Genomic DNA, 24,506 nt, shown 5'->3' with positions numbered 1-24,506 from the left:
ATGAGCACGCTCGATCGCGATCCGCTGTTCGTCGCGCTCACTCGGCCGCAGATGTTCGCCGGCGTCACCTACAGCTATTTCGTGATCAACGCGGTGGTCACCACCGAGCTGTTCCTGATCTTCAAAAGCACGTGGGTGCTGCTGGCCGCGCTGGTCGTCCATGCGGTGGGCTATCTCGCTTGCCTCGGCGAGCCGCGCTTCTTCGATCTGTGGCTGGTGAAGGCGTCGCGCTGCCCGCGCGGGCGCAACCATGCGATCTGGCGATGCAACTCCTACCGCGCCTGAGCGCGGACCCGCGCGCCTTCGCCCGCGAACGAAGCGCCGGCAGCCGCCTGCCTTATGCCGCGCAGATCGACGATCGCACGATCCTGCTGCGCGACGGCAGCCTCTGCCAGATGGTGCGACTTGGCGGGCTGATGTTCGAAACCGCCGACACCGACGCGCTGAATTATCGCAAGGCGCTGCGCGACGCGATGCTGCAGGCGATCGGCGGCTCGCGCTTCGCGGTGTATCACCACATCATCCGTCGCCGGGTCGAGCCGCTGATCGAGGCCGAGTTTCCCGACGGTTTCAGCGCGCGGCTCGATGCGCGGTGGCGCGCGCGGCTGGCGGGCAAGGCGCTCTACGCCAACGAACTGTTCCTGACGATCGTGCGCCGACCGCTGCAGGGGCGCGGCGGCCTGGCCGAGCGGCTCGCAAGCCTGATCGGGCGCGGGGTAGGCGCGGGCGAGCGCGCCGCCGCCTTCGCCGCCGAACGCCGCGCGCTTGATGCCGCCACCGAGCAGGTGCTCGCGGCGCTCGGCCATTATGATGCGCGTGTCCTGAAGGTATACGAAACCCCGCACGGGCCTTGTTCGGAACCGCTCGAATTCCTCTCGGCGCTCTACAATGGCGAATTGCGCCCGGTGCGCCTGCCGCAGGGCGATGTTGGTGAATATCTGCCCTATCGGCGGGTGAGTTTCGGACAGGAGGCGCTGGAGCTGGCGTCCGCCGGCGCGCTGCCGCGCTCGTTCGCGGCGATCGTGTCGATCAAGGATTATCCGGGCCGCACCACGCCGGGCATGTTCGACGATCTGCTGCGGCTGCCCTGCGAGCTGGTGGTGAGCCAGAGCTTCGGCTTCGTTGATCGCCAGGCGGGGCTTGGCCGGATGAACCTGGCGATCCGGCGGATGCGCGCGGCGGACGACGAAGCGGTGAGCCTGCGCGCCGACCTTGCCGCCGCCAAGGACGAGCTGGCAGCGGGCCGCGCCACCTTCGGCGAGCATCACATGACGATCACCATCCGCGGCGAGACGCCGGCGCAGGTGGATAACGGTGTCGCGGAGGTGCAGGCCGCGCTCACCGATCTCGGCATCATCGCGGTGCGCGAGGAGATCGGGCTGGAGCCGGCCTTCTGGGCGCAATTCCCCGGCAATTTCCCGTTCATCGCCCGCCGCGCGCTGGTATCCAGCCGCAATTTCGCGAGCCTTGCGAGCGGGCATAATTTCCCGATCGGTCGCGCCGAGGGCAACCATTGGGGCCAGGCGGTCACCATCCTGGAAACGACCGCCGCCGGCCCCTATCATTTCAATTTCCACCAGGGCGATCTGGGTAATTTCACCGTCATCGGCCCGTCGGGCTCGGGCAAGACGGTGGTGCTGAACTTCCTGCTCGCCCAGGCGCGCAAATTCCACCCGCGCATCATCTTCTTCGACAAGGATCGCGGGGCCGAGCTGTTCATCCGCGCGATCGGCGGCAGCTACGACATGCTGCGCCCCGGCGCGCCGTCGGGGCTCAACCCGCTGCGGCTGGACGATACCCCCGACAACCGCCGCTTCCTGATCGATTGGGTCGCGCGGCTGGCGAGCAGCGGCGGCGAGGCGCTGTCGGCGGAGGAACTCGGGCGCATCAAGGACGCGGTCGACGCCAATTTCGTCGCGCCCCCGGCCTATCGCCGGCTGCGGCATTTCGTCGAGCTGTTCCGTGGCCAGGCACGGCCCCATGCGGGCGATCTCTGGTCGCGGCTGCGCCCCTGGTGGGGCGATGGCGAATGGGCCTGGCTGTTCGACAATGCCGAGGACCGCACCGATCTGGCCGCCGCCACGATCGGCTTCGACATGACGCGCATCCTCGATGCGCCGACATTGCGCACCCCGGCGATGATGTACCTGTTCCACCGCGTCGAAGAGCGGCTGGACGGCACCCCCTCGATCATCGTGATCGACGAGGGGTGGAAGGCGCTGGACGACGACGTGTTCGTGCAGCGCATCAAGGACTGGGAAAAGACGATTCGCAAGCGCAACGGCATCGTCGGCTTCGCGACGCAGAGCGCCGAGGACGCGCTTTCGAGCCGTATCGCCTCGGCGATCGTCGAACAGGCGGCGACGCAGATCTTCATGGCCAACCCCAAGGCGCAGGCCCGCGATTACATCGAAGGCTTCGGGCTGACGCCGCATGAATATGAGCTGGTCCGCACCCTGCCCGACAATGCTCACGCCTTCCTGATCAAGCACGGCAACGACAGCGTCGTCGCGCGGCTCAATCTGTCGGGCGAGGCGGAGCTGTTGACGATCCTGTCGGGCCGCGAGCGCACGGTGCGGCTGCTCGACGAAATCCGCGAGCGCACCGGAGACGACCCCGCCGATTGGCTCAGCGAACTACTGAAGGTCGCCTGATGCCGGCCTGCCCCGCCTTCGATCCGCTCGGCCCCTATGTCACCGGACTGACACGCCTGGTCGATTGCCATGCCCGTGCCTTGGGGGAAGAGGGCTATCGCGCGCTGGGCTATGGCTCCCCGATCGCGCTGGCGCTTACCGGGCTACTCGTGATCTACGTCGCGCTGGTCGGCTACCGGATGCTGCTGGGGGATATGCTCAGCTTGCGCGAAAGCGTGGTCGGCGCGGTTCGCATCGGCTTCGTGCTCGCGCTGGCGAGCCAATGGCCGGCCTATCAGACGCTTGTCTATAACGTCGTGATCGACGGCCCGGGCGAGATCGCCGCGCGGGTGCTGGCGCCGGGCGGGCTGGGCGGTGGTGACCCCAATCTGATCGACCGGATACAGGCAGCCTACACCGCGATCGAACGCGCGGCGCGGCCCGAGCCGGTCACACCGCCAGCGGCTGGGGGGGCACCCGCGCCCGTGCCCGCGACCCCGCCGGGTGCGACCCAGCAACCAGCCACCCCCGCGCCGATCACCCCCACGCTGGGCGACTCGGGCGTCAATCCCACGATCAGTCGGGCGGGGCAGGTGATGCTGGTCGCGACGCTTGCCGGGGTGCTGTCGGTGCGGATCGTCGCGGGGCTGATGCTTGCGCTCGGGCCAATCGCGATCGCGTGTCTGCTGTTCGGTGCTTTGCGCGGGGTGTTCGAGGGTTGGGTGCGGGTGCTCGCCGGGGCGGCGCTGGGGGCGATCGGGGTGGCGGCGGTGCTGGCGTTCGAACTGGCGATCGTTGAGCCGCAGGTCGGTGCGCTGCTCGCCGCGCGCACGGCGGCGGACCCGGTGCCCGCGCCGCTGCTGCCCGGCCAATTGTTCGCGACGACCGCGCTGTTCGCGCTGGTGCTGTTGGCGATGCTGCTCGCGACCACGCGGATGGCGGCGGGCTTTCGCCTGCCCGACACGCTGCTGCGCGCGGCGCGGGACTGGATCGCGCGGGCCGGGACGGGCACGCCCCCGGTGCTCGCGCTACCGGCCCCGCGTGCCGATGCCGACCCGCGCGACGAGCGGCCGCGCGCGCTCGCCATCGCCGATGCGATCAGCGCGCGCGTGCGCCAGGAACAGCGTGGCGGTAGCGGTGCGCCCGCGTCCGTCGGACGGGGGGTGGCGTCGGCCGGCGCGCTGGATGGGCAAGCGGGAATCGCGGCGAGCGCCCCGCTCGGCCAAAGCTATCGCCGCACCGCCAGCCAACGTCGATCCGCCAGCGCCGGCCGGCGCGACGCAGCAGGATAAGTGATGAACAAGCAGACCGACGCCTATTTCGCACAAGCCGCCAGCTGGGCGGAGGACCGGCAGGCGGCGCTGCGCGCCTCGCGCCGCACCGCCTGGATCGTGGCGGGCGTGGCGGCCGGCGTCGCCGCGCTCGAGGCGGTGGCGCTGGTCGCGCTCGCGCCGCTCAAGACCGTGGTTCCCTACACGCTGCTGGTCGATCGTCATACCGGCTATGTACAAGCGCTAAAAGGCACCGGCGCCAACGACATCACCCCCGATGACGCGCTCACCCAGTCGCTGCTCGCGCAATATGTGATCGCGCGCGAAAGCTTCGAGATCAGCGGGATCAACGCCAATTATCGCAAGGTCGCCTTGTGGTCGGCCGACGCTGCGCGGCGCGACTATCTGGCGCTGATCCCTGCGTCTAACCCCAACAGCCCGCTCAACCGGCTGCCGCGCACCAGCACATTGGCGGTGACGGTGAAGAGCGTCTCGCCGATCGGCCCCGGCGCCGCGCTGGTGCGGTTCGAAACGCAGCGGATCGACCAAGGGCAGACCGGCGGGCCGCGCGCCGCCTTCGTGGCGGTGATCCGCTATCGCTTTTCGGGCGCGCCGATGGCGGTCGAGGATCGGCTGGTCAATCCGCTCGGGTTCCAGGTGGTGCGGTATCGGCGCGATCAAGAGGCGGTGACGCCGGCCGATCCACCCGCGCCCGCCACCGTAGCCGCGCCCGTCGCCGCATCGCCGGTCGTGGCGACGGCGCCCGTTGCGACGGCTCCCGCCGTTGCGGCGCCCGCCGTCGCGCCCGCCTTGCCAACGGGTCGCGCGGCGCCGACCACGGTGCCGGGCGCCCGGTCGACAAATGCGCCGGGACGGGCGCCGGGCGCTACGCTTTCGCCACCGGGAGGGCGGCAATGAAACGCGCGCTCGCGCTGCTCTGCCTGCTCGCCGCGCCGGCGGCGGCGGACGTGACGCCCCGGCCCGGATCGGGCGATCCGCATATCCAGTCGGTGGAATATGACGCCGAGCAGGTCGTGACGCTGCGCGTCGCGACCGGTTTCGCGGTGACGATCGAATTCTCCCAGGATGAGCGGATCGAAAATGTAGCGGTCGGCAACAGCGCCGCCTGGCAGGCCACCCCCAACCGCCGCGCCGATCACCTGTTCGTGAAGCCGATGCAGGGCGGCACCGCGACCAACATGACCGTGATCACCGATACCCGCCGCTATAACTTCGCGCTGGTGCCGGCCTATGGTGGCGAGCCGGACCTGCCCTATTCGGTGCGCTTCACTTATCCCGGGGTCGATCGCGCGCCCGATGTCACGGTCGAGGCGCAGGCGACCACTTATCGGCTGAGCGGTGATCAGACGCTGTGGCCCACCGCCATGTCGGATGATGGCACCTTCACCTCGATCATGTGGGCGCCCGAGGTGACGATGCCGGCGGTCTATAAGGTCGATGCGCGTGGCAAGGAGGCGATCGTCAACGGCACGGTGCGTGACGGGGTTTATGTGATCGAGGGGACGGCGCAGCGCTTCGTATTCCGGCTGGGCAAGGCAGTCGCGGTGGCGCGGCGCAAGGACAGCCGATGAGCGCGCCCGGCGAGGATCCCCGCGCCACCCTGCCACCGCCCGAGGATGTGCGGCCGGTCGTCGCGCTGCCCCGCGGCGGCCCGCCGGGGATCGTGATCGCGATCGGCTTCGCGCTGTTGGGGGTGCTGCTGTTCGTAGTGCTCGACGCCCGGCGGCGCGCGCTCACCGCGCCCGAGCGCGACCGGCCCGCCGTCGCCGCGACCGGCGCCTTCGCCCCCGCGCCGCCGCTCTCGCTGCCGCCGCCCCCGCCGCCGCCCGCGCCAGTCGTGATCGAACGCGTGATCCGTGCGCCCGCCGCGCCCGCGCCGGCGCCGCTGCCGGTCTATCGCCCGCCGCCCGCGCCGGTCGCCTTGCCGGTGACGCCGCCCGCCCCGCCGCGCCCGACGAGCGGCGGCAACGAGCCGGCGATGGTCGTCGACCTCTCGCCCGCCGACAATACCGGCGCCGCGAGCGGCGGGACCGCCACCGCCAGCGACGATACCGCCGTCCGCGCGACGATCATCCGCAATCGCGGCTCGCTGGTGCCGCAGGGGACGCTGATCGCGGCGGTGCTCGAGACTCCGATCGACAGCAACAAGCCGGGCCTCGCGCGCGCGATCGTCTCGCGCGATGCGCGCGGGTTTGATGGTTCGCGGGTGCTGATCCCGCGCGGCAGCCGGCTGATCGGCGAATATCGTTCCGATGTCGCGCCCGGCCAGCGCCGCGTGCTCGTCACCTGGACGCGGCTGATCCGGCCCGACGGCGTCGCCATCCGCATCGGCTCGCCGGGGGCGGACGCGCTCGGCGGATCGGGGCTGGCGGGCCGGGTGAACACGCATTTCTTCGAACGCTTCACCAACGCGGTGCTGCAATCGGCGCTGACCGTGGGCGTCAATCTGGCATCACAGCCGCGTTCGGGTTCGGTCTATGTCGGGCTACCGGCGCAAGCGGCCAATGTCGGCCAGTCGCTGCTCCCCAATGTAAGCCCCAATCCGACGATCAAGGTGCGGCAGGGCGCCGAAATCGCGATCTTCGTCGCGCGCGATCTCGATTTCGGCGGCGCACCCTCACGCGAATGAGCGACGCCGCCAACGATCCCGCCGGGGCGCCGCCGCGTTATCTCGACGCTTATCTCGGTCCGCTGCTGCCCGTGCTGGCGCGCGGCGACGTGACCGACATCTATATCAATCGCCCCGGCGAATTGTGGATCGAGACGCTCGGCGGCGCGCTCGAGCATCATCTCGCGCCCGAGCTGACCGAGGCTCAGCTGTGGCGGCTCGCGCGGCAGATCGCGGCGCTCGCGCATCAGGGCATCAGCCGCGAGCATCCGTTGCTGTCCGCGACGCTGCCCGATGGTTCGCGCGTGCAGGTGGTCGCGCCACCGGCGACGCGGGGCGATATGGCGATCGCGATCCGCAAGCATGTCGTCGCTGACCTGCGGCTGAGCGACTATGCAGCGGGCGGCGCTTTCGCGGGGACGCGAACCGACGCCGGCGCAGCGCTCGCTCCCACCGTGCCGAGCGATCCCGCGATGCTTGACCGCTTTCTCGCCGAAGCGGTGCGCGCCCGGCGTAACATCCTGGTGTCGGGCGGCACCTCCACCGGCAAGACGACGTTCCTGAACGCGCTGATCAAGGAAATTCCGCCGACCGAGCGACTGCTGCTGATCGAGGATACGCCCGAGCTTCAGCTCACCCATGCCAATGCTGTCGGACTGGTCGCGGTGCGCGGCGAATTGCGCGAGGCGCGGGTGACGCAGGAGGCGCTGCTCCAGGCGAGCCTGCGGATGCGCCCCGATCGCATCATCCTGGGCGAGCTGCGCGGGGCGGAGGCCTATACCTTCCTGCGCGCAGTCAACACCGGCCATCCCGGATCGCTTACCACGCTCCATGCCGACAGTCCGGAGGGCGCGATCGAGCAACTGGCGCTGCTGATCCTGCAATCGGGCGCGCAACTGCGGCGCGAGGACATCGTCCATTACGTGCTGAGCGTGATCGACATTTTCGTCCAGCTCGATCGTGTCGCGGGACGGCGCGTCATCAGCCGGATCACCACGCCCGCGCAGCTGCGGCGCGACGGCGCGCGATAAGCTAGCAGCCAACGAAAAAGCCGCCGGGCAGCCATCGCGGCCCGGCGGCTTTTCATCGTCTCGATCGCCGCGCCAATCCCCCGCGCGGCGGGGGATTGGCCGGCTGATCGTTACATCTGCTCGATCTGGCTGACGACCGAGCGCATCGCGGTGATGATGTCACCAACCCGCGCGCTGTTGCCAACCCGGCTTTGCAACGCCTGCGCCCGGGTGATCAGGCCAAGCAGCGCCTGACGGTACGCGGCACGCCCGGCGGCCGACATATTGTCGCGCAGCCACGGCCGGCCCCGGTCGTAGAAGTTGTAATAAGCCTCGACCAGCGAGTTCTCCGAATAGGCGTTGTTGAAGTACGCGTTTTCGGAGTCGATGAAGAGGTTGCGCAGCTCGTCGAGCGCGACGCTATCCACTGGCGCGTAGGTCTCGGTAAGGAACGCGTTCAGGTTCGCGGTCATGTCGCTCGCCGGATTGCGCTCATATTCCAGGAACATCGCCACCGAGATTTCATCGCCGGGATTGGCGAGCATGCGCATGAAGTTCTCGGCCGCGCGCCCGCCATCGGCATAGAGCCGCTTCAGGTTGGCGACGGTGCGCTGGAAGGTGGGCAGGAACCAGGACAGGCGATCGAAATGGACCGGCGCGATCGGCCCCGGATCGGCCTGCTGGCCGAGCAGTGCCGGAGCGATCGCGCGCACCAGCCGCGCACGATAGCCCGCGCCACCGCCAACCGCGGTGTCATTGATGTCGACCACGTAATCGATGTTGCGCGTGAATTGCTGCACGCCCGGCAGATCGTCGGGGTTGCTAAAGCCCGCGCCATAATTGGCGCTGCCGATGATCGCGCCCGGATACTTGCTGCGGATATAGGCACCGATCCGCTCGACGATAGCGGCGTGGTAGCGCACGTCGCTGAGGCCATTGGGATTGCCTTCGGCGCAGGTGCCCTGGTCGGCTGGCTGGACGGTGATGCCGTCGACCCCCAGGCTCATCAGATAATCGATGATCCGGTTCTGATAGGTCCACGAAAGCTCGACCGTGGGGTTCGCGACATAGGGGCTGTTCGAGCACCGCATCGAGGGGTTGGCCTGGACGATCTGGTCAAAGCCCCACGACATACCGCCCATGCCGGCCACGACCTTCAGCCCCTTGGCATGGAGGCCGTCGACGATCTGGCGGATCTGCTCGCGCCGCTGTGGGGTGATCGTGTTCTCGACATCGACCGAATAGCCCGGCGATCCCTCCGTACCGCCTGCGGCGAGACCCCAAATCTCCATCGAGGTACCACCATGCTTCGCCACGAAGGCGCCGGCCCGATCATAATCGCGGATCAGATCGTCGTCGATCGAGATGTCCGGCCAGCGGACATCGGGCGCCGAGGGACGGCTCGCGAGATCGCGGATCCAGCCCAGATAGCCACGCACCGCCCAGGGTTCGGTCGACGTCGGAGTCGGCGTGGGCGTTGGCGTGGGCGTCGGGGTAGGCGTGGGCGTTGGCGTTGGCGTCGGCGTGCCGCCGACAATGTCGATCGCCGCCGGCGGCGTCAGCGAATTGCCGGGGCGGAAGGCGACATCGCGGAAATAGTTGCTCGCCTGATAGGTCGAGGTCGGGAACTGGCCGATCTCGCCGTACAGCCCGTTCTGCCCGTCATTCGGCGCGGCCAGCCACGGCGAGGTGACCGGCGCGTTGTCGAACACGTGATAGCTGATCGGGAAGAAGCCGTTGCTGTTGACCGAGATCACATAGGTCTGGCCCGCGCGCACCGCGAATGGCGTCGGCAGGCGGACGGCGCGCCAGCCTTCGCCGGCTTCGCCGGTGAAATCGGCGGTGATCAGCTTTTCGCCGCTGCTGCTCCACAGGGTGGCGCGGTGCGATCCGGTCTCGCTCGGCGCGTTCCAGAAGCGGAAGCCGGTGATCATGCCATCGACCTGCGGGACGAAGCGCAGCCCGAGTTCATAGGCGGTGCCATTGTCCGACGCGTTGCTGAGCGTCGGCTCCTTGGTGCCGAACAGCGTCGATTCGGCGCGATAGGCCAGATCGACGAAATAATTGGAGTTCTGATAGCTGTTCGTCGGCAGCGTGCCCGGGGCGCCGAAGACTCCGGCGGCGCGATCGGTCGCGGTCGTCAGATAGCCGCGCGCGACCGGCTGAGCGAGATCACCCACCGCGATCGGGAAGTGGCTGTTGCTGTTGACCGAGACGACGACGCTTTGCCCGGCTTGCAGATCAAGCGGCGTGTCGAGCGTCGCGACCTGCCAGCCCGACGCCGTCTCGTTCTGGAAGGTCACGCTCGCCAGCTGGGTGCCGGTCGCGAGCGACCAGATGCGCCCGGTATGGGCGCCGCCTTCCGAGGGCGCCTTGAAATAGCGGATCTGCGTCACCTGCCCATCGGACGTGGGGGTGACGATCGTGCCCAGTTCATAGGGCTGGTTGTCGGTCGCATCGGCATTGGCGGGGGTGCGATCGCCGAACAGCGTCGAGATTTCGACCGCGCCCACCGGATTGGTGATGCAGCCCGGGGTGCTGGTGGTCACCGGAGCGGCGGCGTTGCTGTTGCCGGCGCGGAACACCGCGTCGACGAAATAGTTCGACTGGCCAAAGCTCTGCGCGGGCGCCACGCCCTGCGGCCCGAACAGACTGCCGACTGAAGTCAGCCCACCGCGCGAGATCGGCTCGGCGAGCCCGCCGACGCTGATCGGGAAGCGGATGTTGCTGTTGACCGAGACGATCACGCGTTGGCCGCTGCGCAACGCGAGCGGGGTGCGCAGCGTCGCCACCTGCCAGCCCGCGCTACCCTCGCGATAGAATTCAACCTGCGTCAGCTCCTGGCCGGTATTGGCATCCCAAACCCGGCCGATATGGCTGCCGGTCTCGGAAGGCGCGCGATAGAAGCGCAAATGAGTGATGATGCCGTCGCTTTGCGCCTCGACCAGCGTGCCGAGCTCATATGGCTTTTCGTCCGACGCGTCGGGGTTGGCCGGCGTCAGCCCGTCGAACAGCGCGGCCGGTGCGGCCCAGTTGGCATATTGGCTCGGGCAGCTTTGCGCCAAGGCAGGGAATGCCGTCGATGCGAGAAAGAGAAAAACAGCTTTTTTCATATTCTTATCTCCTAGACGCGCACAATGACCGTCGTTAGTGGCACCACGGGTTACAAAGCCGCCCTGTAAAACCTTGGTAAAAACACGACGATGGGCGGCAAAGGCTGTTTACGCTATGATTTCGATGCCGATTGCTATCTGTATCGACCGCTACGTTCTTTCGCTACACCGTTTTGGCACCGATACAAAGGTTTGAGAGCACCATCTGTGCCCCGATTTGGGCTCTGATCATGCTCTATGAGAATGAGCTGCCTCTTCACTTCTCTTTTGCATTCCCTATCGGCATGGCTTGGGCGAGCTACTGGTTAACGGTCGCCGGGAAAAAGGTCGTCCGCAGCAACAAATCGACAGACGAATCGAGCAGTTGGTTTTGTCGGTGCAACGACTCAGACGGCGGTATCATCAGCGCGCTCGCGCGGCGCACGATCGGCCTGCCACCCTCGCCTTCCGAACCGTCGATCTCGATGAGGGTCGCTCTCCGCGACGCCGGCACCTGATGCCCACAGGCATCATAGACTTTGCTTGTTACCGCGCGCACCCCGCGCAATAGGCGCGACCCCTGCGAATGACCGTCGCTGGTTCGGAAAGGCACGCTATCGTGACTGGCGAGCAGCCAGATCACGCCGCCTAAATCGCCGAGGCGGGCTTCGTGTCCTCCAGCAGCGCCATGAGCGCTTGCGCTTGCGCGACCGTCAAAGGATCGAGATCGAGCGGCGGCTCACCCTCGAAGATCGCTTTGCAGCGGGCGGCATCGATGATGATCAGCCGTTCCGTCCGCGCCGGGTAGGTCGGGGGAAAATGGGCGCGACCCAGCCGCCCATGGAATGGCCCACCAGAACGGCCTTTTCGCTGCCGGCATCGCTAGGCAACACATCCAGCTGACCAACGCCCTGCGCCGGCACCCTGCTGATTTTGCGCTGGTCGTCGCTCAGGGACCGACGGGCGTGAAGGCCATCGCTGGCAGCACTGTTTTCCCGCGCCACAGCTCACGCTCGCCATCGGCCATGAGCTTAGCCCGGTCCCCACGGCTACTCCCGCTTCGCCCGCCGCGTCGGAGCGTGAAAATCCGGTTCCTTCTTCGCGATCCACTGCACGAAGCGCGCGATCTCGGGCTGGGCGCGCAGCGCCACCATGTCATGGTAAGCCCGCGCGATCTCCGCGTTGGTGAGGCACGCATGGATCGTGCGGTGGCAGATCGGGTGGAGCGGCACGGTGTCCTTCCCGCCCTCGCTGCGGGGGAGGACGTGATGCCATTCGATCCGCTTGCCGAGCGGCCGTTCGCATAACGCGCAATCGCGCACCACCGCCCGCGCCGCCTCCGCCGCTTCCATCGCCGCGACCACCGCGCGGCGGCGCAGCTTGCCCGCCATCAGGCAGCGACGTCGAAGATGCGCTCGGCCATGTGCTTCACACCCCAATCGCGCATCGCGATCAACACGGGGGCAAGGCTGCGGCCGTGCGCGGTGAGCCGGTAATCGACGCGCGGCGGCACCTCGGCGTAAACCCGCCGCTCGACCACCCCGTCCGCCTCCAACTCGCGCAATTGCTGGGTCAGCATCTTTTGCGTGATGGCGCTCGGCAGGATGCGGCGCAGCTCGTTGAAGCGGAGATGATCGGCTTCCATCAGCCTGAACAGGATAACCGGCTTCCACCGGCCGCCGATAACCGACAGCGTCGCCTCGACCGAGCAGCCAAAGGGGCGATGGATCAGTTCTTCGGTATCCATAAGGATACTACCCTTCAAAATAGTGCGTACTAGCGCTGGCTGGCATTAGCGCCAAATGGGGGCGGGCAACAACAGCGGAGATTTTCCATGCAGCGCCTGGTTCTCGATTCCCTTGGCCCCGATGCGCCGTTTCGCCTGGAGGAAGCGCCGTCAGCGCCGCTTGGGCCGAACGAGGTGCGCATCGCGGTGCGCGCGGCGGGGATCAACCCGATCGACACCAAGATCCGCGGTGGCGCCTATGGCGACATCGCCAATACCCCGGTCGTGCTGGGCTGCGACCTGGCGGGGGAGATCACCGAGATCGGCGCCGCCGTGCCAGGCTTCGCGCCGGGCGACCATGTCTATGGCTGCGCGGGCGGCCTGATCGGGCGCGATGGCAGCTATGCGAGCGAGATGCGCGCCGATCACCGGCTGCTCGCCCGGATGCCCGCCAATCTTTCCTTTCGCGAGGCGGCGGCGCTGCCGCTCGTCACCATCACCGCCTGGGAAGCACTGATCGAGCGCGCCAAGGTTCAGCCGGGGGAGCGGGTGCTGGTGCATGGCGCGGCCGGCGGCGTCGGCCATGTTGGCGTGCAACTCGCGCACTTGGCCGGGGCGATCGTCGACGCGACCGCTTCCTCCCCCGACAAAGCCTTAATCGCGCGCGAGCTGGGGGCGGCGCACGCGATCGAATATCGCAGCACCCCGGTCGCGGACTATGTCGCCGCCCGCACAGGCGGGGCGGGCTATGACGTGGTGTTCGATACGATCGGCAACGCGAACATCGCCACATCGATCGCGGCGGTCGCGACCAATGGGCGAGTGGCGACGATCCTCGCACGCGATACGGCGCTCGATCTCGGTCCGTTGATGCCGCACAACGCGACGCTCCACGTCGTGTTCATGCTCGTGCCGATGCTGCGCGACCGCGACCTGGAGCGGCACGGCGACATCCTGACGCGCGCGGCGCGGCTGGTGGAGGCGGGGCGGTTGAAGCCGTTGCTTGATCCCGAGCGGTTCACACTGGCCGATGCCGGCGCGGCGCACGCCAAGCTTGCGAGTGGCAAGGCGGTGGGCAAGCTGGTGCTCGATATCGGCTGAAGGCTTTCCAGCCGGGGGCGGCTTGGCTAAGCCCTGGCGATGCCCGCCGCCCCCGTTCGCCTCGCGCTTTTCGATTGTGACGGTACGCTGGTCGATAGCCAGCATCACATTTGCACAGCCATGGAGCGGGCCTTTGGCGATGTCGGCCTCGCGCCGCCGCCGCGGGCGATTATCCGCCGCCAGGTGGGGCTGAGCCTGGCCGAGGTGATCCGATCGCTGCTGCCCGATGCCGATGGCGCGCTGCACGAGCGGCTGGTCGCCCAATATCGCGCCGCATTCTTCGAGCTGCGCAGCGCCGGCACGATCGGCGCCGAGCCACTTTATCCGGGCATCGCCAAGCTGCTGGAGACGCTCACGACGCAAGGCTGGCAGCTGGGGGTGGCGACTGGCAAGTCCGATCGCGGCCTCGCGCATATCCTCGCCCACCACGGCATCGCTCGCCATTTCGTGACGCTGCAAACCGCCGACCGCCACCCCAGCAAGCCGCATCCGGCGATGATCGAGGCCGCTCTCGTCGAGGCCGGGGCTGCCGCGCAGGATGCGGTAATGATCGGCGACACCAGCTTCGACATGGCGATGGCGGTGAGCGCCGGGGTGCGCGCGATCGGCGTCGGCTGGGGCTATCACCCAAATGACGAGCTGGTCGCCGCTGGCGCGATCGCGGTGGCCGAGGATGTCGGCGAGCTTTCGGCGATGCTGGCATGAGGGATCCGGCGCGGGGGCGCTTCCTGCTAATCTCGCTCGTCCAGATCGGCGCGCTGGTGGGCGCGTGCCTGGGGCTGGTCCTCGCGGCGCGGGCGGAGGAGACGCTGGGCAAGGTGGTGGGTATCGCGCTGGTGATCGCCGCCCTGTGGGTGCTGGGGGTGGTGCCGCGTGCGCTCGCGCGGCGCTGGCGCAGCGAACAATGAAGCGTTTTTGGCGCGAGGTTCATGTCGTGGAAGGTGGCATCCGGCTCGACGATAAGCCGGTGCGCACCCCAGGCCGGGCGGCGCTGATGCTGCCGACCCCCGCGCTCGCCGAGGCGGTGGCGGACGAATGGCGCGGCGTGGGCGAGACGCTCGACCCGCGCGCGATGCCGCTGACCGGGCTCGCCAACGCGGCAATCGACCGGGTCGCGGCCGATCCCGCCGGGTTCGCCGTGGGCCTGGCGGTCTATGGCGAGAGCGACCTGCTCTATTACCGCGCCGATGGCCCCGCCGAGCTTGTCGCGCGCCAGGCAGCGGCGTGGGATCCGCTGCTGGATTGGGCGCGGCGAGCGTTCGGCGTCGATTTCGTCGTGACTTCGGGCGTGATGCACCGCGCGCAGCCGGCGGAGACGGTGGCCCGGCTCGGCGCGGCGCTGGCCGCTTACCCGCCCTTCGCGCTCGCCGCGCTCTCCCCGATCGTGACGATCACCGGCACTTTAGTGGGCGCCCTCGCGCTCGCGGACGGGGCGGCGGGGGCGGAGCAGCTCTGGCTTGCCGCCACGCTCGACGAGGAGTGGCAGGCCGAGCAATGGGGCGACGACGATCTCGCGCTCCAGGCCAAGGCAGCGCGGCGGCGCGATTATGAGGCGGCGGTGCGGTTCCTCACTCTGGCCCGTTAGCGCTTAGGCGTGCTCGCCGCGCTTCATCAGCCCGCGGACGAAGCCGATCAGCCCGGTCTGGCGGGAGCGCTTCAACCGCTCCGCGGCGAGAATGTTCTTCACCTGCGCGTAGCAGGCCTGCACATCGTCGTTGACCAGCACATAGTCATAGCCGTCCCAATGGCTGATCTCGGCGGCCGCGCGCTGCATCCGCGCGTCGATCACCTCGGGCGAATCGGTCGCACGCCGTTCCAACCGGCCGCGCAATTCCTCCATCGACGGCGGCAGGATGAACACGCGCACCACGTCGCCGCCGGCGATCTGGAACAATTGCTGCGCGCCCTGCCAGTCGATGTCGAACAGTACATCCTTGCCCTGGCTCAGCATCGCCTCCACCTGCGCGCGTGGGGTGCCATAGCGATGGCCGAAGACGTGCGCCCATTCGAGGAACTCATTCGCCGCGACCATCGCGCGGAAGCGATCGAGCGAGACGAAGTGATAGTCCACGCCGTCCTCCTCGCCCGGCCGGATCGGGCGGGTGGTGGCGGACACCGACATGGCGAGGTTGGGCTCTTCCTCGAGCATCTTGCGCGCGATGGTGGATTTGCCCGCCCCCGAAGGCGAGGAGAGCACGAACAGCACGCCGCGGCGCTTGAAGCCATGAGGGTCGAGATCAGCCATGCGCGCTAGTGGCGCGGGGGGCGGGTACTCGTCAAGGCAGGCAACTGCCCGATCGATGCGGCATCGATCATGTCTGCCATACCGCCGAGAAAAGAAAGCCGCCCTGGCGGCGCCAGGGCGACCCGATCGATCACGACGCCGATCCGCCGCCGCTTATTTGATCGCCGCGAGCCCTTGGCCGATCTTCTTCAGCGTCTCATCGCTCAACTGGCCGTTGGAGAGTGGCTGGATCTGGTTGAAGCTCATCACCTTGATCTGCTCGTAAAACGGGTTCTGGGTGATGTCCGCTTGCAGCACCTGGTCGAGCACCGCCTTGGCTTTCGGGTTGGCGACCAAAGCTTCGAGCGGGGTGTCGAGCGTCAGCGTCGCGGCGGGCGCTGTCGTCGTCGCCGTGCCGTCGCTGCCGGCATTGGCCGAAGGCGTCACCGCCCCCGCCTGTTGCGCCGCCGCGGGAACGGCCAGAATTGCGATAATTGCAGCGGTGACGAACAGCTTCATGCGCAGCCTCGATCATTCCGACGACTTGAGTCGACGGCAGGAGCTTGACCGATGTCGTTGACAAGCAACAGTGATTAAGTGTCGCAGTGTGTAACGGCCGCGCCGAACCGAATTAGTTGGGGCGCCCGATTCCGGCGATCGCGCGGTCGACGAGCGTCTTGTCGGCCTCGGCGCCATAGCGGGCGCCGATCAGCTCGGCCGCCGCGCGGGTCGCCGCCTGCGCCGCCTGGGCGCGCACCTCGGCCAGCGCGCCGCGTTCGGCGGCGGCGATCTTATCCTCGGCCATCTTGCTGCGGCGCGCGATCAGCTCGGCTGCGTCGCTTTCGGCCTTGGCGAGCATCGCCTTGGCGTCGGCCTCGGCCTGGGCGACGATCGCCGCGGCGTCGCCGGCGCTCGCCTGAGTGCGGCTGCGCGCTTCGCTCAGCAGCGCCTCGGCCTCGGCGCGGATCGCCTTGGCCTCGTCCAGCTGCCGGCGCGTCTCGGCGATGCGCCCGTCAAGCGCCTCGACGATCTTCTGCGGCGCCTTGCCGACGAAAATCGCGAGCAGCAGGAAAATGGTGAGCCCGACATAGACCCAGCCTTCGGAATCGAGCCCGAGCAAGGTCGCCTTGGCGTGGCCGCCTTCGACCGCGACGGTCAGCGCATAAAGCATCGTGCGTCTCCCTCAGGCCGCGAGCGCCGCGCGGGTGGCGGCTTCGGCTTCGGCCGGGGCGGGGCGCGCGCCGGTCAGCTTTTCGACGATCGCCGCCGCGGCTTCGGCGGCGACGCCTTCGATCTCGCCGAGCGCCTTCGCGCGCGCGGCGTCGAGCTCGGCCTGTGCCGCCGCCGCCTTGGCCTCGATCGCGGCGCCCGCCTCGGCGAGCCGCGTTTCGAGCGCCTTGGCGGCATCGCCGCGCGCCGTGCCCAGCGTCGCGCGCGCCCGATCCTGGGCGGCGGCGACGCCGCTATCATAGTCGGCCTTCAGCTTGTCGGCCTCGGCCTTGGCGCTTTCGGCGGTGACGAGATCGCCCTTCACCTGATCCTCGCGCGCGTTCATCACCTTGCCGAGCTTGGGCAAGGTGAGCTGGACAACGCCGAAATAGAGGATCGCGAAAAAGATCGCGAGCCAGATCAGCTGCGGCCAGAAGACGTTCGCAAAATCAAATTGAGGCATGATCCCGCCACTTCACCGAATGCGAAAGGAAAGCCTTACGAGAAGGCGAGCGCGAGCGCGACGACCGCCGCGATCAGGCCGAGCGCTTCGGTCACCGCGAAGCCGAAGATCAGGCGACCGCCCATCTTGGCATCGGCTTCCGGGTTGCGGAGCGCGCCGTTCAGATATTGGCCGAAGATCGAGCCCACGCCGATCGCGGCGAGGCCCGCGCCCATCGCGGCAAGGCCCGCACCGATCTTAGCAGCAGTTGCGACGTCCATGAGAAAACCCTTTCCGTTTTAAAAGTTAGTGGAGGTTGATCGCGTCGTTCAGATAGATCGAGGCGAGCAGCGCGAAGACATAGGCCTGCACCACCGCGATCAGCACCTCGAGCGCCGACAGCGCGATGTTCACGCCCAGCGGCAGCAGCCCGAACACGAACGGCAGCGCCCCGAACGAGCCCAATGCGACGACGAAGGTGCCGAACACCTGCAGCAGCACGTGCCCCGCGGTCATATTCGCGAACAACCGGATCGCGAGCGTGAACGGGCGCGACAGGAACGAGAGGAACTCGATCACGAACACGAAGGCGCCGAGCACGACATTGGTGCCATGGGGCCAGAACAGCGAGAAGAAGTGCAGCCCGTGGCGCAGGAAGCCGACCACGACCACCGTGACGAACACGATCATCGCGAGCCCGAACGTCACCGCGACATGGCTCGTCGGCGTGAACGCACCGACCCAGGGGATGAGGCCCAGCAGATTGCACGCGAGCACGAACAGGAAGATCGAGAAGATCAGCGGGGCGTAGGCGCGCCCTTCCGGCCCGACATTGGTGTCGAGCATATTCCTGACGAAATCATAGATATATTCGACCGCCGCTTGCCAGCGGCTGGGCACCAGCTGCGGCCGGGCGGTGCCGACGAACAGGAAGATCGAGACGGCGGCCAGCGCGACCAGCATCCACAGCGACGAGTTGGTGAACGACGCGTCGAAGCCCCCGATGTTGATCGGGTGAAGCTTGTTGACCGTGAACTGATGCATTGGGCTGGCCAAGGCTTACCTCTTATCCTCGCTGGTGTCGGCGTCGAACTGCGCCGAGGTTTGCATCGCGCGGCGGGTGCCGGCGGCGAAGCCGAGCAGCAGCAGCACCACCATCGCCCAGGGGCGCGTGCCGAGCCCGGCATAGGTATCGATCGCCCAGCCGAGCGCCGCCGAAACCAGCACCGCGCCGACGAATTCGATCCCGATCGCCCAGCCGCGCCCTTCGGCGCGGGCGGCGTTGTTGGTCACGCCGATACCGGCCTCGGTCTTGGCGCGCGCAATACGGGCGTCAAGCTCGTCGGGTCGGTTCTGGCGATCGTCAGCCAACGCGCGCATTCTCTTCCTGGTATAAAAACGCCGCCCGGCTGATGCCTGGGCGGGCGCCTCGTCATGCGACGTTTGTGTGACTACCCCCGTCGCGGCGCCCGTTTAGAAAGGGTGACAGAGCGAGTCAACCGGGGCGGGTTGGAGCACGGTTTGGGGCTGGCGTTGCCAGGGCGGCGCGCTGCCTCGACCCACCCCCGGCCCCTCCCTTCCAGGGAGGGGAGAGGGCCGGTCATTCCTCTATGAGCCCCTCCCTGATAGGGAGGGGTTGGGGTGGGTCGGGTCAGCGCGCGCCCTCACAAGCAGCGCGGGTCGCGCTCCGGCGGGGCGGCGGTGCGCGTCTTCCACTCGCCACCAGGTGTGCGGTATTTCTCGCCCGGCGCGGTCTTCGCGATCAGGTTGCACCCCGAGACGAAGGCGAATTGCTCGACTGTCGAGCCGTCCTTGGCGCTCTCGGCATAGGCCGACTTGCGCTGTAGATTGATGTCCGCGACCATCCGCCGCAGCGCGTCGCTGGGTGCGCCGACGATCCCCAGATAACCATCGGGCTGCTCGCCCACCTGCCCGGCGGCGCGCGCGGCGGCATAGGCCGGGTCGCGCTGGGCGAGCGCGGGGGTGGCGGCGGCGAGGCCGGCGATCGTCAGGAAGGCGATTGTCTTGCGCATCAAAAAATTCCCGGTTTCTGCTGGATCAGTTCCTTGGCCTGGCCATCAAGCCGATACACCACCTGCTGGGTGATGTTGATGTTGAGGTTGATCACGATCGGCTTGTCGGGCGCGGCCACGTTCACGCAGCCACCCGTAACCCCGCTGATCATCAAACCCAGCACCATCACCCGTTTTCTCACTTCGGTTCTCCTTGTGGCACGGTGCCGCTTGCGGGCGGCTGAACGGGGGCACCTGGCTGAGCTTCGATCAGCTGGTTGAGATTGCGCTCGACCAGCCGGCTGGGATCGTACAGATCCGCCACGCTGCCGAGCAACTGCCGAAACGGTGCCTGCACACGGACGTTGAACAGGATCGGCAGACGTTGCAGCCGGCGGATAAGGAAATTGCTCTTGGCGCCCTTGCCCTGGCGTACGCCGGCGAAGCGGATCTCGGTGATCATCTCGCCTTCGAGCGGGCCGTTCATCGTCACTTCCAGCTCGCGATAGGCAAGCGCCTTGAGCGACTGGAACGCCAGATTGCCCCAGAAACCCAGGTCACGCTGCGAGAGTTCGCCGACATAAGCGATCGTCCCGCCGCCGGGGCGCATCTTCAAATGCCCGTCGATGATCCTACCCCCTTGCGCATCGAACAGCATTGGCAGCGTGCCGTCGACCACCCCGGTCGCGTTCAGATTCTTGAAGTCGAAGCTTTGCAGGAACTGGGCGGCGTCGACGCCTTCGACATGGAAGGTCAGCCGGCGTTCGGCGCGCTCGGCGAAATCGAGCGTGGTCGGATCGAGCACTAGCACGCCGCCCGCGAACGGCCAGCGCCCGCCCTCGATGTGCACTCGCTCGCCCTCCAGCGTCTGATAGCGCACCTCGCCGCCGGTCACCGGCACACCGGGGTTCACGCTTGCGATGGTAACGCGCTGCCCGGGGGCGCTTTCCAGCTTGAGCAGATCGGTGAAGTGAACCTCGCCGCTCAAGCCCTGCACCGGGCCAAACGCCGCGGCGAGGCTCGCGCCCTGGGTGCGGAAAGTGCCGGCGCTGATGACCTTGTCGCCGTGCCAGCTGAGCTGCCCCTCGCCGCGCACCGTGCCGTTCACCGCCGAGATCACGCCATAGGTAAGGGGGGTGAGCGCGTCAGGCTGAAGCGTGGGGCCGAAGGCGACGCCGGGCACCGACAGTTCGGCATGGCCGCTCGCCTTGCCGAGATCGTGGGTGAGCGTCACCTCGGCGACGCGCACGCCGGCGCCCGGGGTTTGCAGCGTCCCGCTCGCGGTGATGCGATTATCCGCCAGGCTGAGCGTCACCCCGCGTGCCTGGAGTTGGCAGAAGCGCGGGCGATCGTCGCCGTCGGCGGTGAAATGGCCGTTTTCGGGGCACAAGGCGGCGCTCGCCCGATCGGAGACGCGCAGGCCGCCCTGCGCATGGAGTACGGCATCGGCGAAGCGCCAGTCGCCGTTGCTCTGGTCGAGCCGGAGCGGCACGGTGCCAATCTGCGCGCCACCGCCCGTGAAATCGCCGCGCGCGCCGTCCTTGTCGAGTGTGCCCGCGAGCGTCTGGAAGGCGAGCAGGGTCGCGCCCTCGCCCGCGCCGAAGCGAGCATTCGCGCCGGAGAGCGTGAAGGCGCGTGCCGCGAGATCGAGCCGGGCGTTGTCGGCGGCGAGCGCGAGCGGGGTGTCGCCGATCGTCCCGCCGAGCGCCGGCGCCGCGATCCGCGCCGCGCCGCGCAGCCGTCCGCCGGTCAGCTGCACCAGCCCCGGCCCCTCGGCGCACAAGGTGAGGCGCGGCGCGACGAGCGTCATCCGCGCGACCGCCAGGCGATCGGCGGCGAGCGGGGTGCAGCCGGGGTTAAGCAGCAGCGTTCCCCCACGCCAGCGCGCCGCGAGCGGGGCGACCAGCCCTTCGACCCGGCCACCGGCGATGGGGCCGGACAGCGTCGCGCGGCTGGTGAGGCGGGTGCCGCCGCGCGCGGTGGTGAAGTCGAGCCCCTCCAGCGCCAGTCGCGCGTCCCCGCTCGCGTAGGGCCGGACATATCCCGTACCGCGCAAAGCCCCTCCGGGGACGCTCTGGCGCAGCTTCAGCGCCGCCTCGGGCAGTCCCCCGCCCGATAAAGCCAGGAGCCCGTCGAGCCGCCACCCGGCGCGCGAGATCAGCACGCCCTGGCCGCCGCTGAGCGTCGCCCGCGCCCCGCTCGCGCTGGTCAGCCGGCCATGGGCGAAGCCGAGGTCGAAGCCCTGGGCGTCGCTCACCAGGTTTACATCGCTCGCCACGTCGAAGCGCCGCGCCGCCGCGTTCGCCGCCGAAACCGCGCGCGCGACGAGCGGGCCGATGGGTGTACCCGCCGCCGCCGCCCGCTGCTGGCCAAGCGCCGCGCGCCAGGCGGGGGCGAGCGTCGCGCCTTGCGCGCTCATCCGCCCGTCGAACCCCGCGCCGCTGCGGCCCACGTGATAATCGCCGGTCAGCTGCACCGCCGCCGCGCTCGCCTGGCGCGTGGCGAGCGCGTCGCCGCGCAGATCGAGCTGGCCATGGGTGCGCGCCAGCCCGCCGTCGAAATCGATCCGCCCGCTCACCGCGCGCAGCTTCGCGGCGGGGTGGGCGAGCGCGTCGAGGCTCACCAGGCTCGTCCCCTGCCAGCGATCGAGCCGTTGATCGAGCTGCACGGTCGTTTCCGCCACCACCCCTCGCGCCGCCGCGCCGCCGCAGGCGAGCGACCCCGCGCGCACCGGCCCCTGCAGGCTCGGCTGCGCCTGGGCGATGCTGAGCGCGAGCGTCCCCGCCAGCCGCTCGGCGCGGCACGCCCCGCTACCAAGCTGGTCGGCGATCAGCGCCAGCCGCCCGGTAAAGCCGTCGGCGAGCCCGCCGCGTCCGCTCAGCCGCAGCCCGATCACCCCGGCGGGCGTCTCCAGCCGCATCCGCGCGTCGTTCAGCGTCACGTCGAGCGCGGGCAGCGCGAACGGCTTGCCGGTGGGCGGCGGCAGCAGCCGGTCGATCGCGCCGAGCGACAGCTTGCCCTCGACCAGCCGCCCGCGCAGCCGCACCTGCCCGGCGCGCGCGCCGATCAGCCGGACGCCGTCCAGCCCCAGATCGGTTGCAAGCTCCACCCAATCCGCCACCAGATCGGGATGGCGGGGATCGCCGATGACGAGGTTTTCGAGCCGGGTGCCATGCACCCCCAGCTGCGCGATCCGGTAGCGCGCGGGCACGCCGCGTTCGGCCAGGCTATCGTCGATGAAGCGCGTGGCGATCGGGGTGCGCGCGCTCCACACGCCCACCGCGAGCAAGGCGAGCGCCAGCGCGCCGCCGGTCGCCGCTTGCGCCAGCCCCCCACGCGACCGGGCGATGGCCGGCGGCGCTTGCTCGTGATCCGCCACACAGACTCCGCGTTACCCCCGCTGCCGGGGTTCCCCCTAGTAACCGCACGCACGGCAATTGCCACCCCGCGCGACCCGCCTTAATCCTTGAGACACGATGAATGTTCCCGCCGATCATGCCGGCCACCGCGCGCGGCTGCGCCAGCGGCTGCTGGGCGCGGGCGGCGAGGCGCTCGCCGATTACGAACTGCTCGAATATCTGCTCGCGCTCGCCATCCCCCGGCGCGACACCAAACCGCTCGCCAAGCGGCTGCTGAGCGAGTTCGGCGGGCTAGGCGCGGTGATGGCGGCGAGCCCCGAGGCGCTGGCGACGATGGAGGGGCTGGGCGAAACCTCGATCGCGGCGATCAAGATCGTCCAGGCGACCGCCTTGCGGATGCTGCGGGTGGAGGCGCAGGCGGCGCCCGTGCTCGGCAACTGGCAGGCGCTGCTCGATTATCTGCAGGCCGACATGGCGCACCACAGCATCGAGCGGGTGCGGGTGCTCCACCTCAACACCCGCAACATCCTGATCCGCGACGAGCTGGTGAGCGAGGGGTCGATCGACGAGGCGGCGGTGCATGTGCGCGAAGTGGTGAAGCGCGCGATGCAGCTCGGATCGGCGGCGATCATCCTGGTCCACAACCATCCCGGCGGCGACCCGAGCCCCAGCCGCGCCGATATCGACCTCACGCGTCGCATCGCCGAGGCCGCGAAGAAGCTGGGGATCGCGGTGCACGATCACCTGATCATCGGGCGCCAGGGGCATGTGAGTTTGAGGGCGCAGGGGTTGATTTGAGGGGGGCTAGCCGGAACCGCTTGATAGGTTGACCGTCTCAGCGGGGCATCAATATCGCCGGGAGACGGACCATGTTGCCTGCCTTGCTGCCGCTCGCGCTAATCGCGTTACAGGTTTCGAGCAAGGAGATCGTTTTGGACGGTGGCATCCTTCCTGACCGGACAACACTCAGGCTGACGGCGGAGTGTTTGGGTAACCAAGTCGAAATTGCCCTAGCCAGCGATCGCGAAGGTCCTTCAACCGTCACGCGCATCACAGTAAACGGCGTCGATCAGACCCCGTTACATGAATATCAGGACTTAGATGCCTATCTGGAAGATGTTCGCCTTCCCTACATTACGAGGGTCATTTGCAATAAAGACCGGATCGATATTTCGCTCGCCGGGCATGGAAAAGAGGGGGAGGGATCGTTTTATCGCGTAAGCTTACCAGTGCCAGTAAAAGCCCGGGCTCCGCGCTAAGCAGAACCCGGGCTTGGCATTACTTCGCCGGTTGCGCCAGGAAGCCCTTCAGCTCCTCCTTGCTCACCGAGCCGTTCTTGTCGGTGTCGGTCTGGGCGAAGGCCGAGTCGTTCCACTTCTTCATTTCGGCGGCGCCACCCTTGGCCGAGGGATCGTTCGCGCGCAGCGAGCTCATCCAGGCGGCGAATTCCTTCTTGTTGAGCTTGCCGTCGCCATTGGCGTCATAGCTCGCCCATTGGCTGTCGACCGTTTGCGTCACCTGATCGGCGGCATTGGTCGCCGGCGTTTCGGTCGTCTGCGTGGTGCTCGCGTCAGGTTGCTGCTGGGTCGGCGTCGTCGAGGATGCCGGCGGAATCTGGCTCGGCGAAGGCGAGGTCATGTCACTCGGCATCGCCTGGCCCTGATTGGGCTGGGTGACCGGCGGGGTCTGCGGCGGGGGCGCGCCCGGCGGCTGCTGCGCCAACGACGGCGCGGCGACGAGAGCGGTGCCCGCGATCAGCAAAGTCTTCAGCATCGTTTTTCTCCGTTCATCTAGAATT

Annotated in this window: 28 protein-coding genes; 13 read left to right on the top strand and 15 right to left on the bottom strand. The window is 68.4% G+C overall.

Annotation, left to right across the window (positions count from 1 at the left end; all coding sequences use genetic code 11):
- Genes K2X73_RS05090 through virB11 form a run of 7 tightly spaced genes read left to right on the top strand, consistent with a single transcriptional unit; the run spans position 1 to position 7,564 of the window.
- Positions 1-285 (top strand): type IV secretion system protein VirB3, encoded by a 285-nt coding sequence (locus K2X73_RS05090; RefSeq protein WP_294109040.1) that lies wholly within the window; start codon positions 1-3, stop codon positions 283-285.
- Positions 264-2,654, top strand: a complete 2,391-nt coding sequence (locus K2X73_RS05085; protein WP_294109039.1) for a VirB4 family type IV secretion/conjugal transfer ATPase — start codon at positions 264-266, stop codon at positions 2,652-2,654. The genes K2X73_RS05090 and K2X73_RS05085 overlap by 22 nt, the downstream gene beginning before the upstream one ends.
- Positions 2,654-3,925, top strand: coding sequence for a type IV secretion system protein (locus K2X73_RS05080; protein ID WP_294109038.1), 1,272 nt, complete (start codon positions 2,654-2,656; stop codon positions 3,923-3,925). Before K2X73_RS05085 ends, K2X73_RS05080 begins: the two co-directional genes overlap by 1 nt.
- A 3-nt stretch (positions 3,926-3,928) precedes the next feature.
- A complete protein-coding gene (locus tag K2X73_RS05075; RefSeq protein ID WP_294109037.1) occupies positions 3,929-4,822 on the top strand; it encodes a type IV secretion system protein in 894 nt (297 codons plus the stop codon).
- Complete coding sequence (locus K2X73_RS05070; RefSeq protein WP_294109036.1) at positions 4,819-5,496, top strand: TrbG/VirB9 family P-type conjugative transfer protein; 678 nt, start codon at positions 4,819-4,821, stop codon at positions 5,494-5,496. Before K2X73_RS05075 ends, K2X73_RS05070 begins: the two co-directional genes overlap by 4 nt.
- Positions 5,493-6,554: a TrbI/VirB10 family protein gene (locus tag K2X73_RS05065; protein ID WP_294109035.1), complete on the top strand. Its 1,062-nt coding sequence runs from the start codon at positions 5,493-5,495 to the stop codon at positions 6,552-6,554. The genes K2X73_RS05070 and K2X73_RS05065 overlap by 4 nt, the downstream gene beginning before the upstream one ends.
- Positions 6,551-7,564 carry a P-type DNA transfer ATPase VirB11 gene (gene virB11 / locus K2X73_RS05060; protein WP_294109034.1) on the top strand — a complete coding sequence of 338 codons (1,014 nt, stop codon included), beginning with the start codon at positions 6,551-6,553 and terminating at the stop codon, positions 7,562-7,564. Before K2X73_RS05065 ends, virB11 begins: the two co-directional genes overlap by 4 nt.
- A 110-nt stretch (positions 7,565-7,674) precedes the next feature.
- Here virB11 and K2X73_RS05055 read toward each other — a convergent pair whose 3' ends face one another.
- The 4 genes from K2X73_RS05055 to K2X73_RS05040 all read right to left on the bottom strand — a co-directional run bounded on the left by K2X73_RS05055 (position 7,675) and on the right by K2X73_RS05040 (position 12,382).
- A complete protein-coding gene (locus K2X73_RS05055; RefSeq protein ID WP_294109033.1) occupies positions 7,675-10,608 on the bottom strand; it encodes a DUF4082 domain-containing protein in 2,934 nt (977 codons plus the stop codon).
- Positions 10,609-10,954: 346 nt separating this feature from the next.
- Entirely contained in the window at positions 10,955-11,278 is a 324-nt protein-coding gene (locus tag K2X73_RS05050) for a hypothetical protein (RefSeq protein WP_294109032.1), read from the bottom strand.
- 406 nt (positions 11,279-11,684) lie between these two features.
- Positions 11,685-11,987, bottom strand: coding sequence for an HNH endonuclease (locus tag K2X73_RS05045; protein WP_294109300.1), 303 nt, complete (start codon positions 11,985-11,987; stop codon positions 11,685-11,687).
- Between the two features lie 38 nt (positions 11,988-12,025).
- Positions 12,026-12,382 carry a helix-turn-helix domain-containing protein gene (locus K2X73_RS05040; protein WP_294109031.1) on the bottom strand — a complete coding sequence of 119 codons (357 nt, stop codon included), beginning with the start codon at positions 12,380-12,382 and terminating at the stop codon, positions 12,026-12,028.
- A gap of 87 nt (positions 12,383-12,469) precedes the next feature.
- Here K2X73_RS05040 and K2X73_RS05035 point away from each other — a divergent pair, with 87 nt between their 5' ends.
- Genes K2X73_RS05035 through K2X73_RS05020 form a run of 4 tightly spaced genes read left to right on the top strand, consistent with a single transcriptional unit; the run spans position 12,470 to position 15,047 of the window.
- Positions 12,470-13,462 carry a zinc-binding dehydrogenase gene (locus K2X73_RS05035; RefSeq protein ID WP_294109030.1) on the top strand — a complete coding sequence of 331 codons (993 nt, stop codon included), beginning with the start codon at positions 12,470-12,472 and terminating at the stop codon, positions 13,460-13,462.
- Positions 13,463-13,501: 39 nt separating this feature from the next.
- Positions 13,502-14,167, top strand: a complete 666-nt coding sequence (locus K2X73_RS05030; protein WP_294109029.1) for an HAD-IA family hydrolase — start codon at positions 13,502-13,504, stop codon at positions 14,165-14,167.
- The gene (locus K2X73_RS05025; protein WP_294109028.1) at positions 14,164-14,370 is read left to right on the top strand and encodes a hypothetical protein; all 207 of its coding nucleotides are present in this window, start codon (positions 14,164-14,166) and stop codon (positions 14,368-14,370) included. Before K2X73_RS05030 ends, K2X73_RS05025 begins: the two co-directional genes overlap by 4 nt.
- Positions 14,367-15,047: an ATP12 family protein gene (locus tag K2X73_RS05020; RefSeq protein WP_294109027.1), complete on the top strand. Its 681-nt coding sequence runs from the start codon at positions 14,367-14,369 to the stop codon at positions 15,045-15,047. Before K2X73_RS05025 ends, K2X73_RS05020 begins: the two co-directional genes overlap by 4 nt.
- A 3-nt stretch (positions 15,048-15,050) precedes the next feature.
- Here K2X73_RS05020 and gmk read toward each other — a convergent pair whose 3' ends face one another.
- The 10 genes from gmk to K2X73_RS04970 all read right to left on the bottom strand — a co-directional run bounded on the left by gmk (position 15,051) and on the right by K2X73_RS04970 (position 22,728).
- Entirely contained in the window at positions 15,051-15,707 is a 657-nt protein-coding gene (gmk, locus tag K2X73_RS05015) for a guanylate kinase (protein WP_294109026.1), read from the bottom strand.
- A gap of 153 nt (positions 15,708-15,860) precedes the next feature.
- Complete coding sequence (locus K2X73_RS05010) at positions 15,861-16,205, bottom strand: hypothetical protein (RefSeq protein ID WP_294109025.1); 345 nt, start codon at positions 16,203-16,205, stop codon at positions 15,861-15,863.
- A gap of 112 nt (positions 16,206-16,317) precedes the next feature.
- The gene (locus tag K2X73_RS05005; RefSeq protein ID WP_294109024.1) at positions 16,318-16,857 is read right to left on the bottom strand and encodes a hypothetical protein; all 540 of its coding nucleotides are present in this window, start codon (positions 16,855-16,857) and stop codon (positions 16,318-16,320) included.
- Between the two features lie 12 nt (positions 16,858-16,869).
- On the bottom strand, positions 16,870-17,358 hold the full coding sequence (locus K2X73_RS05000) for an ATPase (RefSeq protein ID WP_294109023.1): 489 nt from the start codon (positions 17,356-17,358) through the stop codon (positions 16,870-16,872).
- A 35-nt stretch (positions 17,359-17,393) separates the two neighbouring features.
- Positions 17,394-17,618: a F0F1 ATP synthase subunit C gene (locus K2X73_RS04995; RefSeq protein WP_294109022.1), complete on the bottom strand. Its 225-nt coding sequence runs from the start codon at positions 17,616-17,618 to the stop codon at positions 17,394-17,396.
- Between the two features lie 25 nt (positions 17,619-17,643).
- Positions 17,644-18,381, bottom strand: a complete 738-nt coding sequence (locus K2X73_RS04990) for a F0F1 ATP synthase subunit A (protein ID WP_294109020.1) — start codon at positions 18,379-18,381, stop codon at positions 17,644-17,646.
- A 15-nt stretch (positions 18,382-18,396) separates the two neighbouring features.
- Positions 18,397-18,717: an AtpZ/AtpI family protein gene (locus tag K2X73_RS04985; protein ID WP_294109019.1), complete on the bottom strand. Its 321-nt coding sequence runs from the start codon at positions 18,715-18,717 to the stop codon at positions 18,397-18,399.
- 284 nt (positions 18,718-19,001) lie between these two features.
- Positions 19,002-19,370 (bottom strand): YdbL family protein, encoded by a 369-nt coding sequence (locus K2X73_RS04980; protein WP_294109018.1) that lies wholly within the window; start codon positions 19,368-19,370, stop codon positions 19,002-19,004.
- Positions 19,370-19,552, bottom strand: a complete 183-nt coding sequence (locus tag K2X73_RS04975; RefSeq protein WP_365980339.1) for a YnbE family lipoprotein — start codon at positions 19,550-19,552, stop codon at positions 19,370-19,372. The genes K2X73_RS04980 and K2X73_RS04975 overlap by 1 nt, the downstream gene beginning before the upstream one ends.
- Complete coding sequence (locus tag K2X73_RS04970; RefSeq protein WP_294109017.1) at positions 19,549-22,728, bottom strand: YdbH domain-containing protein; 3,180 nt, start codon at positions 22,726-22,728, stop codon at positions 19,549-19,551. Before K2X73_RS04970 ends, K2X73_RS04975 begins: the two co-directional genes overlap by 4 nt.
- Before the next feature lie 97 nt (positions 22,729-22,825).
- Between K2X73_RS04970 and radC the strand changes: the two genes are divergently transcribed.
- Both radC and K2X73_RS04960 read left to right on the top strand, forming a co-directional pair.
- A complete protein-coding gene (gene radC, locus K2X73_RS04965; RefSeq protein ID WP_294109016.1) occupies positions 22,826-23,506 on the top strand; it encodes a DNA repair protein RadC in 681 nt (226 codons plus the stop codon).
- Between the two features lie 71 nt (positions 23,507-23,577).
- A complete protein-coding gene (locus tag K2X73_RS04960) occupies positions 23,578-23,967 on the top strand; it encodes a hypothetical protein (protein WP_294109015.1) in 390 nt (129 codons plus the stop codon).
- A gap of 19 nt (positions 23,968-23,986) precedes the next feature.
- Here K2X73_RS04960 and K2X73_RS04955 read toward each other — a convergent pair whose 3' ends face one another.
- Positions 23,987-24,481: an EF-hand domain-containing protein gene (locus K2X73_RS04955; RefSeq protein ID WP_294109014.1), complete on the bottom strand. Its 495-nt coding sequence runs from the start codon at positions 24,479-24,481 to the stop codon at positions 23,987-23,989.
- Positions 24,482-24,506: the final 25 nt, after the last annotated feature.

It is taken from the genome of Sphingomonas sp., assembly GCF_019746665.1.
GTDB lineage: Bacteria > Pseudomonadota > Alphaproteobacteria > Sphingomonadales > Sphingomonadaceae > Sphingomonas.
The sequence above is the reverse complement of the archived record's forward strand: the minus strand, read 5'-3'. Positions and strand labels throughout refer to the sequence as shown.

Excerpts from the sequence above, each read along its gene's own strand:
- radC (WP_294109016.1), top strand. The coding sequence starts at position 22,826 with ATGAATGTTCCCGCCGATCATGCCGGCCACCGCGCGCGGCTGCGCCAG.
- K2X73_RS04955 (WP_294109014.1), bottom strand. The coding sequence starts at position 24,481 with ATGCTGAAGACTTTGCTGATCGCGGGCACCGCTCTCGTCGCCGCGCCG.
- K2X73_RS04980 (WP_294109018.1), bottom strand. The coding sequence starts at position 19,370 with ATGCGCAAGACAATCGCCTTCCTGACGATCGCCGGCCTCGCCGCCGCC.
- virB11 (WP_294109034.1), top strand. The coding sequence starts at position 6,551 with ATGAGCGACGCCGCCAACGATCCCGCCGGGGCGCCGCCGCGTTATCTC.
- K2X73_RS05080 (WP_294109038.1), top strand. The coding sequence starts at position 2,654 with ATGCCGGCCTGCCCCGCCTTCGATCCGCTCGGCCCCTATGTCACCGGA.
- K2X73_RS05090 (WP_294109040.1), top strand. The coding sequence starts at position 1 with ATGAGCACGCTCGATCGCGATCCGCTGTTCGTCGCGCTCACTCGGCCG.
- K2X73_RS04990 (WP_294109020.1), bottom strand. The coding sequence starts at position 18,381 with ATGCATCAGTTCACGGTCAACAAGCTTCACCCGATCAACATCGGGGGC.
- K2X73_RS04960 (WP_294109015.1), top strand. The coding sequence starts at position 23,578 with ATGTTGCCTGCCTTGCTGCCGCTCGCGCTAATCGCGTTACAGGTTTCG.
- K2X73_RS05005 (WP_294109024.1), bottom strand. The coding sequence starts at position 16,857 with ATGCTTTATGCGCTGACCGTCGCGGTCGAAGGCGGCCACGCCAAGGCG.
- K2X73_RS04985 (WP_294109019.1), bottom strand. The coding sequence starts at position 18,717 with ATGCGCGCGTTGGCTGACGATCGCCAGAACCGACCCGACGAGCTTGAC.
- K2X73_RS05065 (WP_294109035.1), top strand. The coding sequence starts at position 5,493 with ATGAGCGCGCCCGGCGAGGATCCCCGCGCCACCCTGCCACCGCCCGAG.
- K2X73_RS05075 (WP_294109037.1), top strand. The coding sequence starts at position 3,929 with ATGAACAAGCAGACCGACGCCTATTTCGCACAAGCCGCCAGCTGGGCG.
- K2X73_RS05045 (WP_294109300.1), bottom strand. The coding sequence starts at position 11,987 with ATGGAAGCGGCGGAGGCGGCGCGGGCGGTGGTGCGCGATTGCGCGTTA.
- K2X73_RS05010 (WP_294109025.1), bottom strand. The coding sequence starts at position 16,205 with ATGAAGCTGTTCGTCACCGCTGCAATTATCGCAATTCTGGCCGTTCCC.
- K2X73_RS04995 (WP_294109022.1), bottom strand. The coding sequence starts at position 17,618 with ATGGACGTCGCAACTGCTGCTAAGATCGGTGCGGGCCTTGCCGCGATG.
- K2X73_RS05035 (WP_294109030.1), top strand. The coding sequence starts at position 12,470 with ATGCAGCGCCTGGTTCTCGATTCCCTTGGCCCCGATGCGCCGTTTCGC.
- K2X73_RS05085 (WP_294109039.1), top strand. The coding sequence starts at position 264 with ATGCAACTCCTACCGCGCCTGAGCGCGGACCCGCGCGCCTTCGCCCGC.
- K2X73_RS05020 (WP_294109027.1), top strand. The coding sequence starts at position 14,367 with ATGAAGCGTTTTTGGCGCGAGGTTCATGTCGTGGAAGGTGGCATCCGG.
- gmk (WP_294109026.1), bottom strand. The coding sequence starts at position 15,707 with ATGGCTGATCTCGACCCTCATGGCTTCAAGCGCCGCGGCGTGCTGTTC.
- K2X73_RS05040 (WP_294109031.1), bottom strand. The coding sequence starts at position 12,382 with ATGGATACCGAAGAACTGATCCATCGCCCCTTTGGCTGCTCGGTCGAG.
- K2X73_RS05030 (WP_294109029.1), top strand. The coding sequence starts at position 13,502 with ATGCCCGCCGCCCCCGTTCGCCTCGCGCTTTTCGATTGTGACGGTACG.
- K2X73_RS05025 (WP_294109028.1), top strand. The coding sequence starts at position 14,164 with ATGAGGGATCCGGCGCGGGGGCGCTTCCTGCTAATCTCGCTCGTCCAG.
- K2X73_RS05000 (WP_294109023.1), bottom strand. The coding sequence starts at position 17,358 with ATGCCTCAATTTGATTTTGCGAACGTCTTCTGGCCGCAGCTGATCTGG.
- K2X73_RS05070 (WP_294109036.1), top strand. The coding sequence starts at position 4,819 with ATGAAACGCGCGCTCGCGCTGCTCTGCCTGCTCGCCGCGCCGGCGGCG.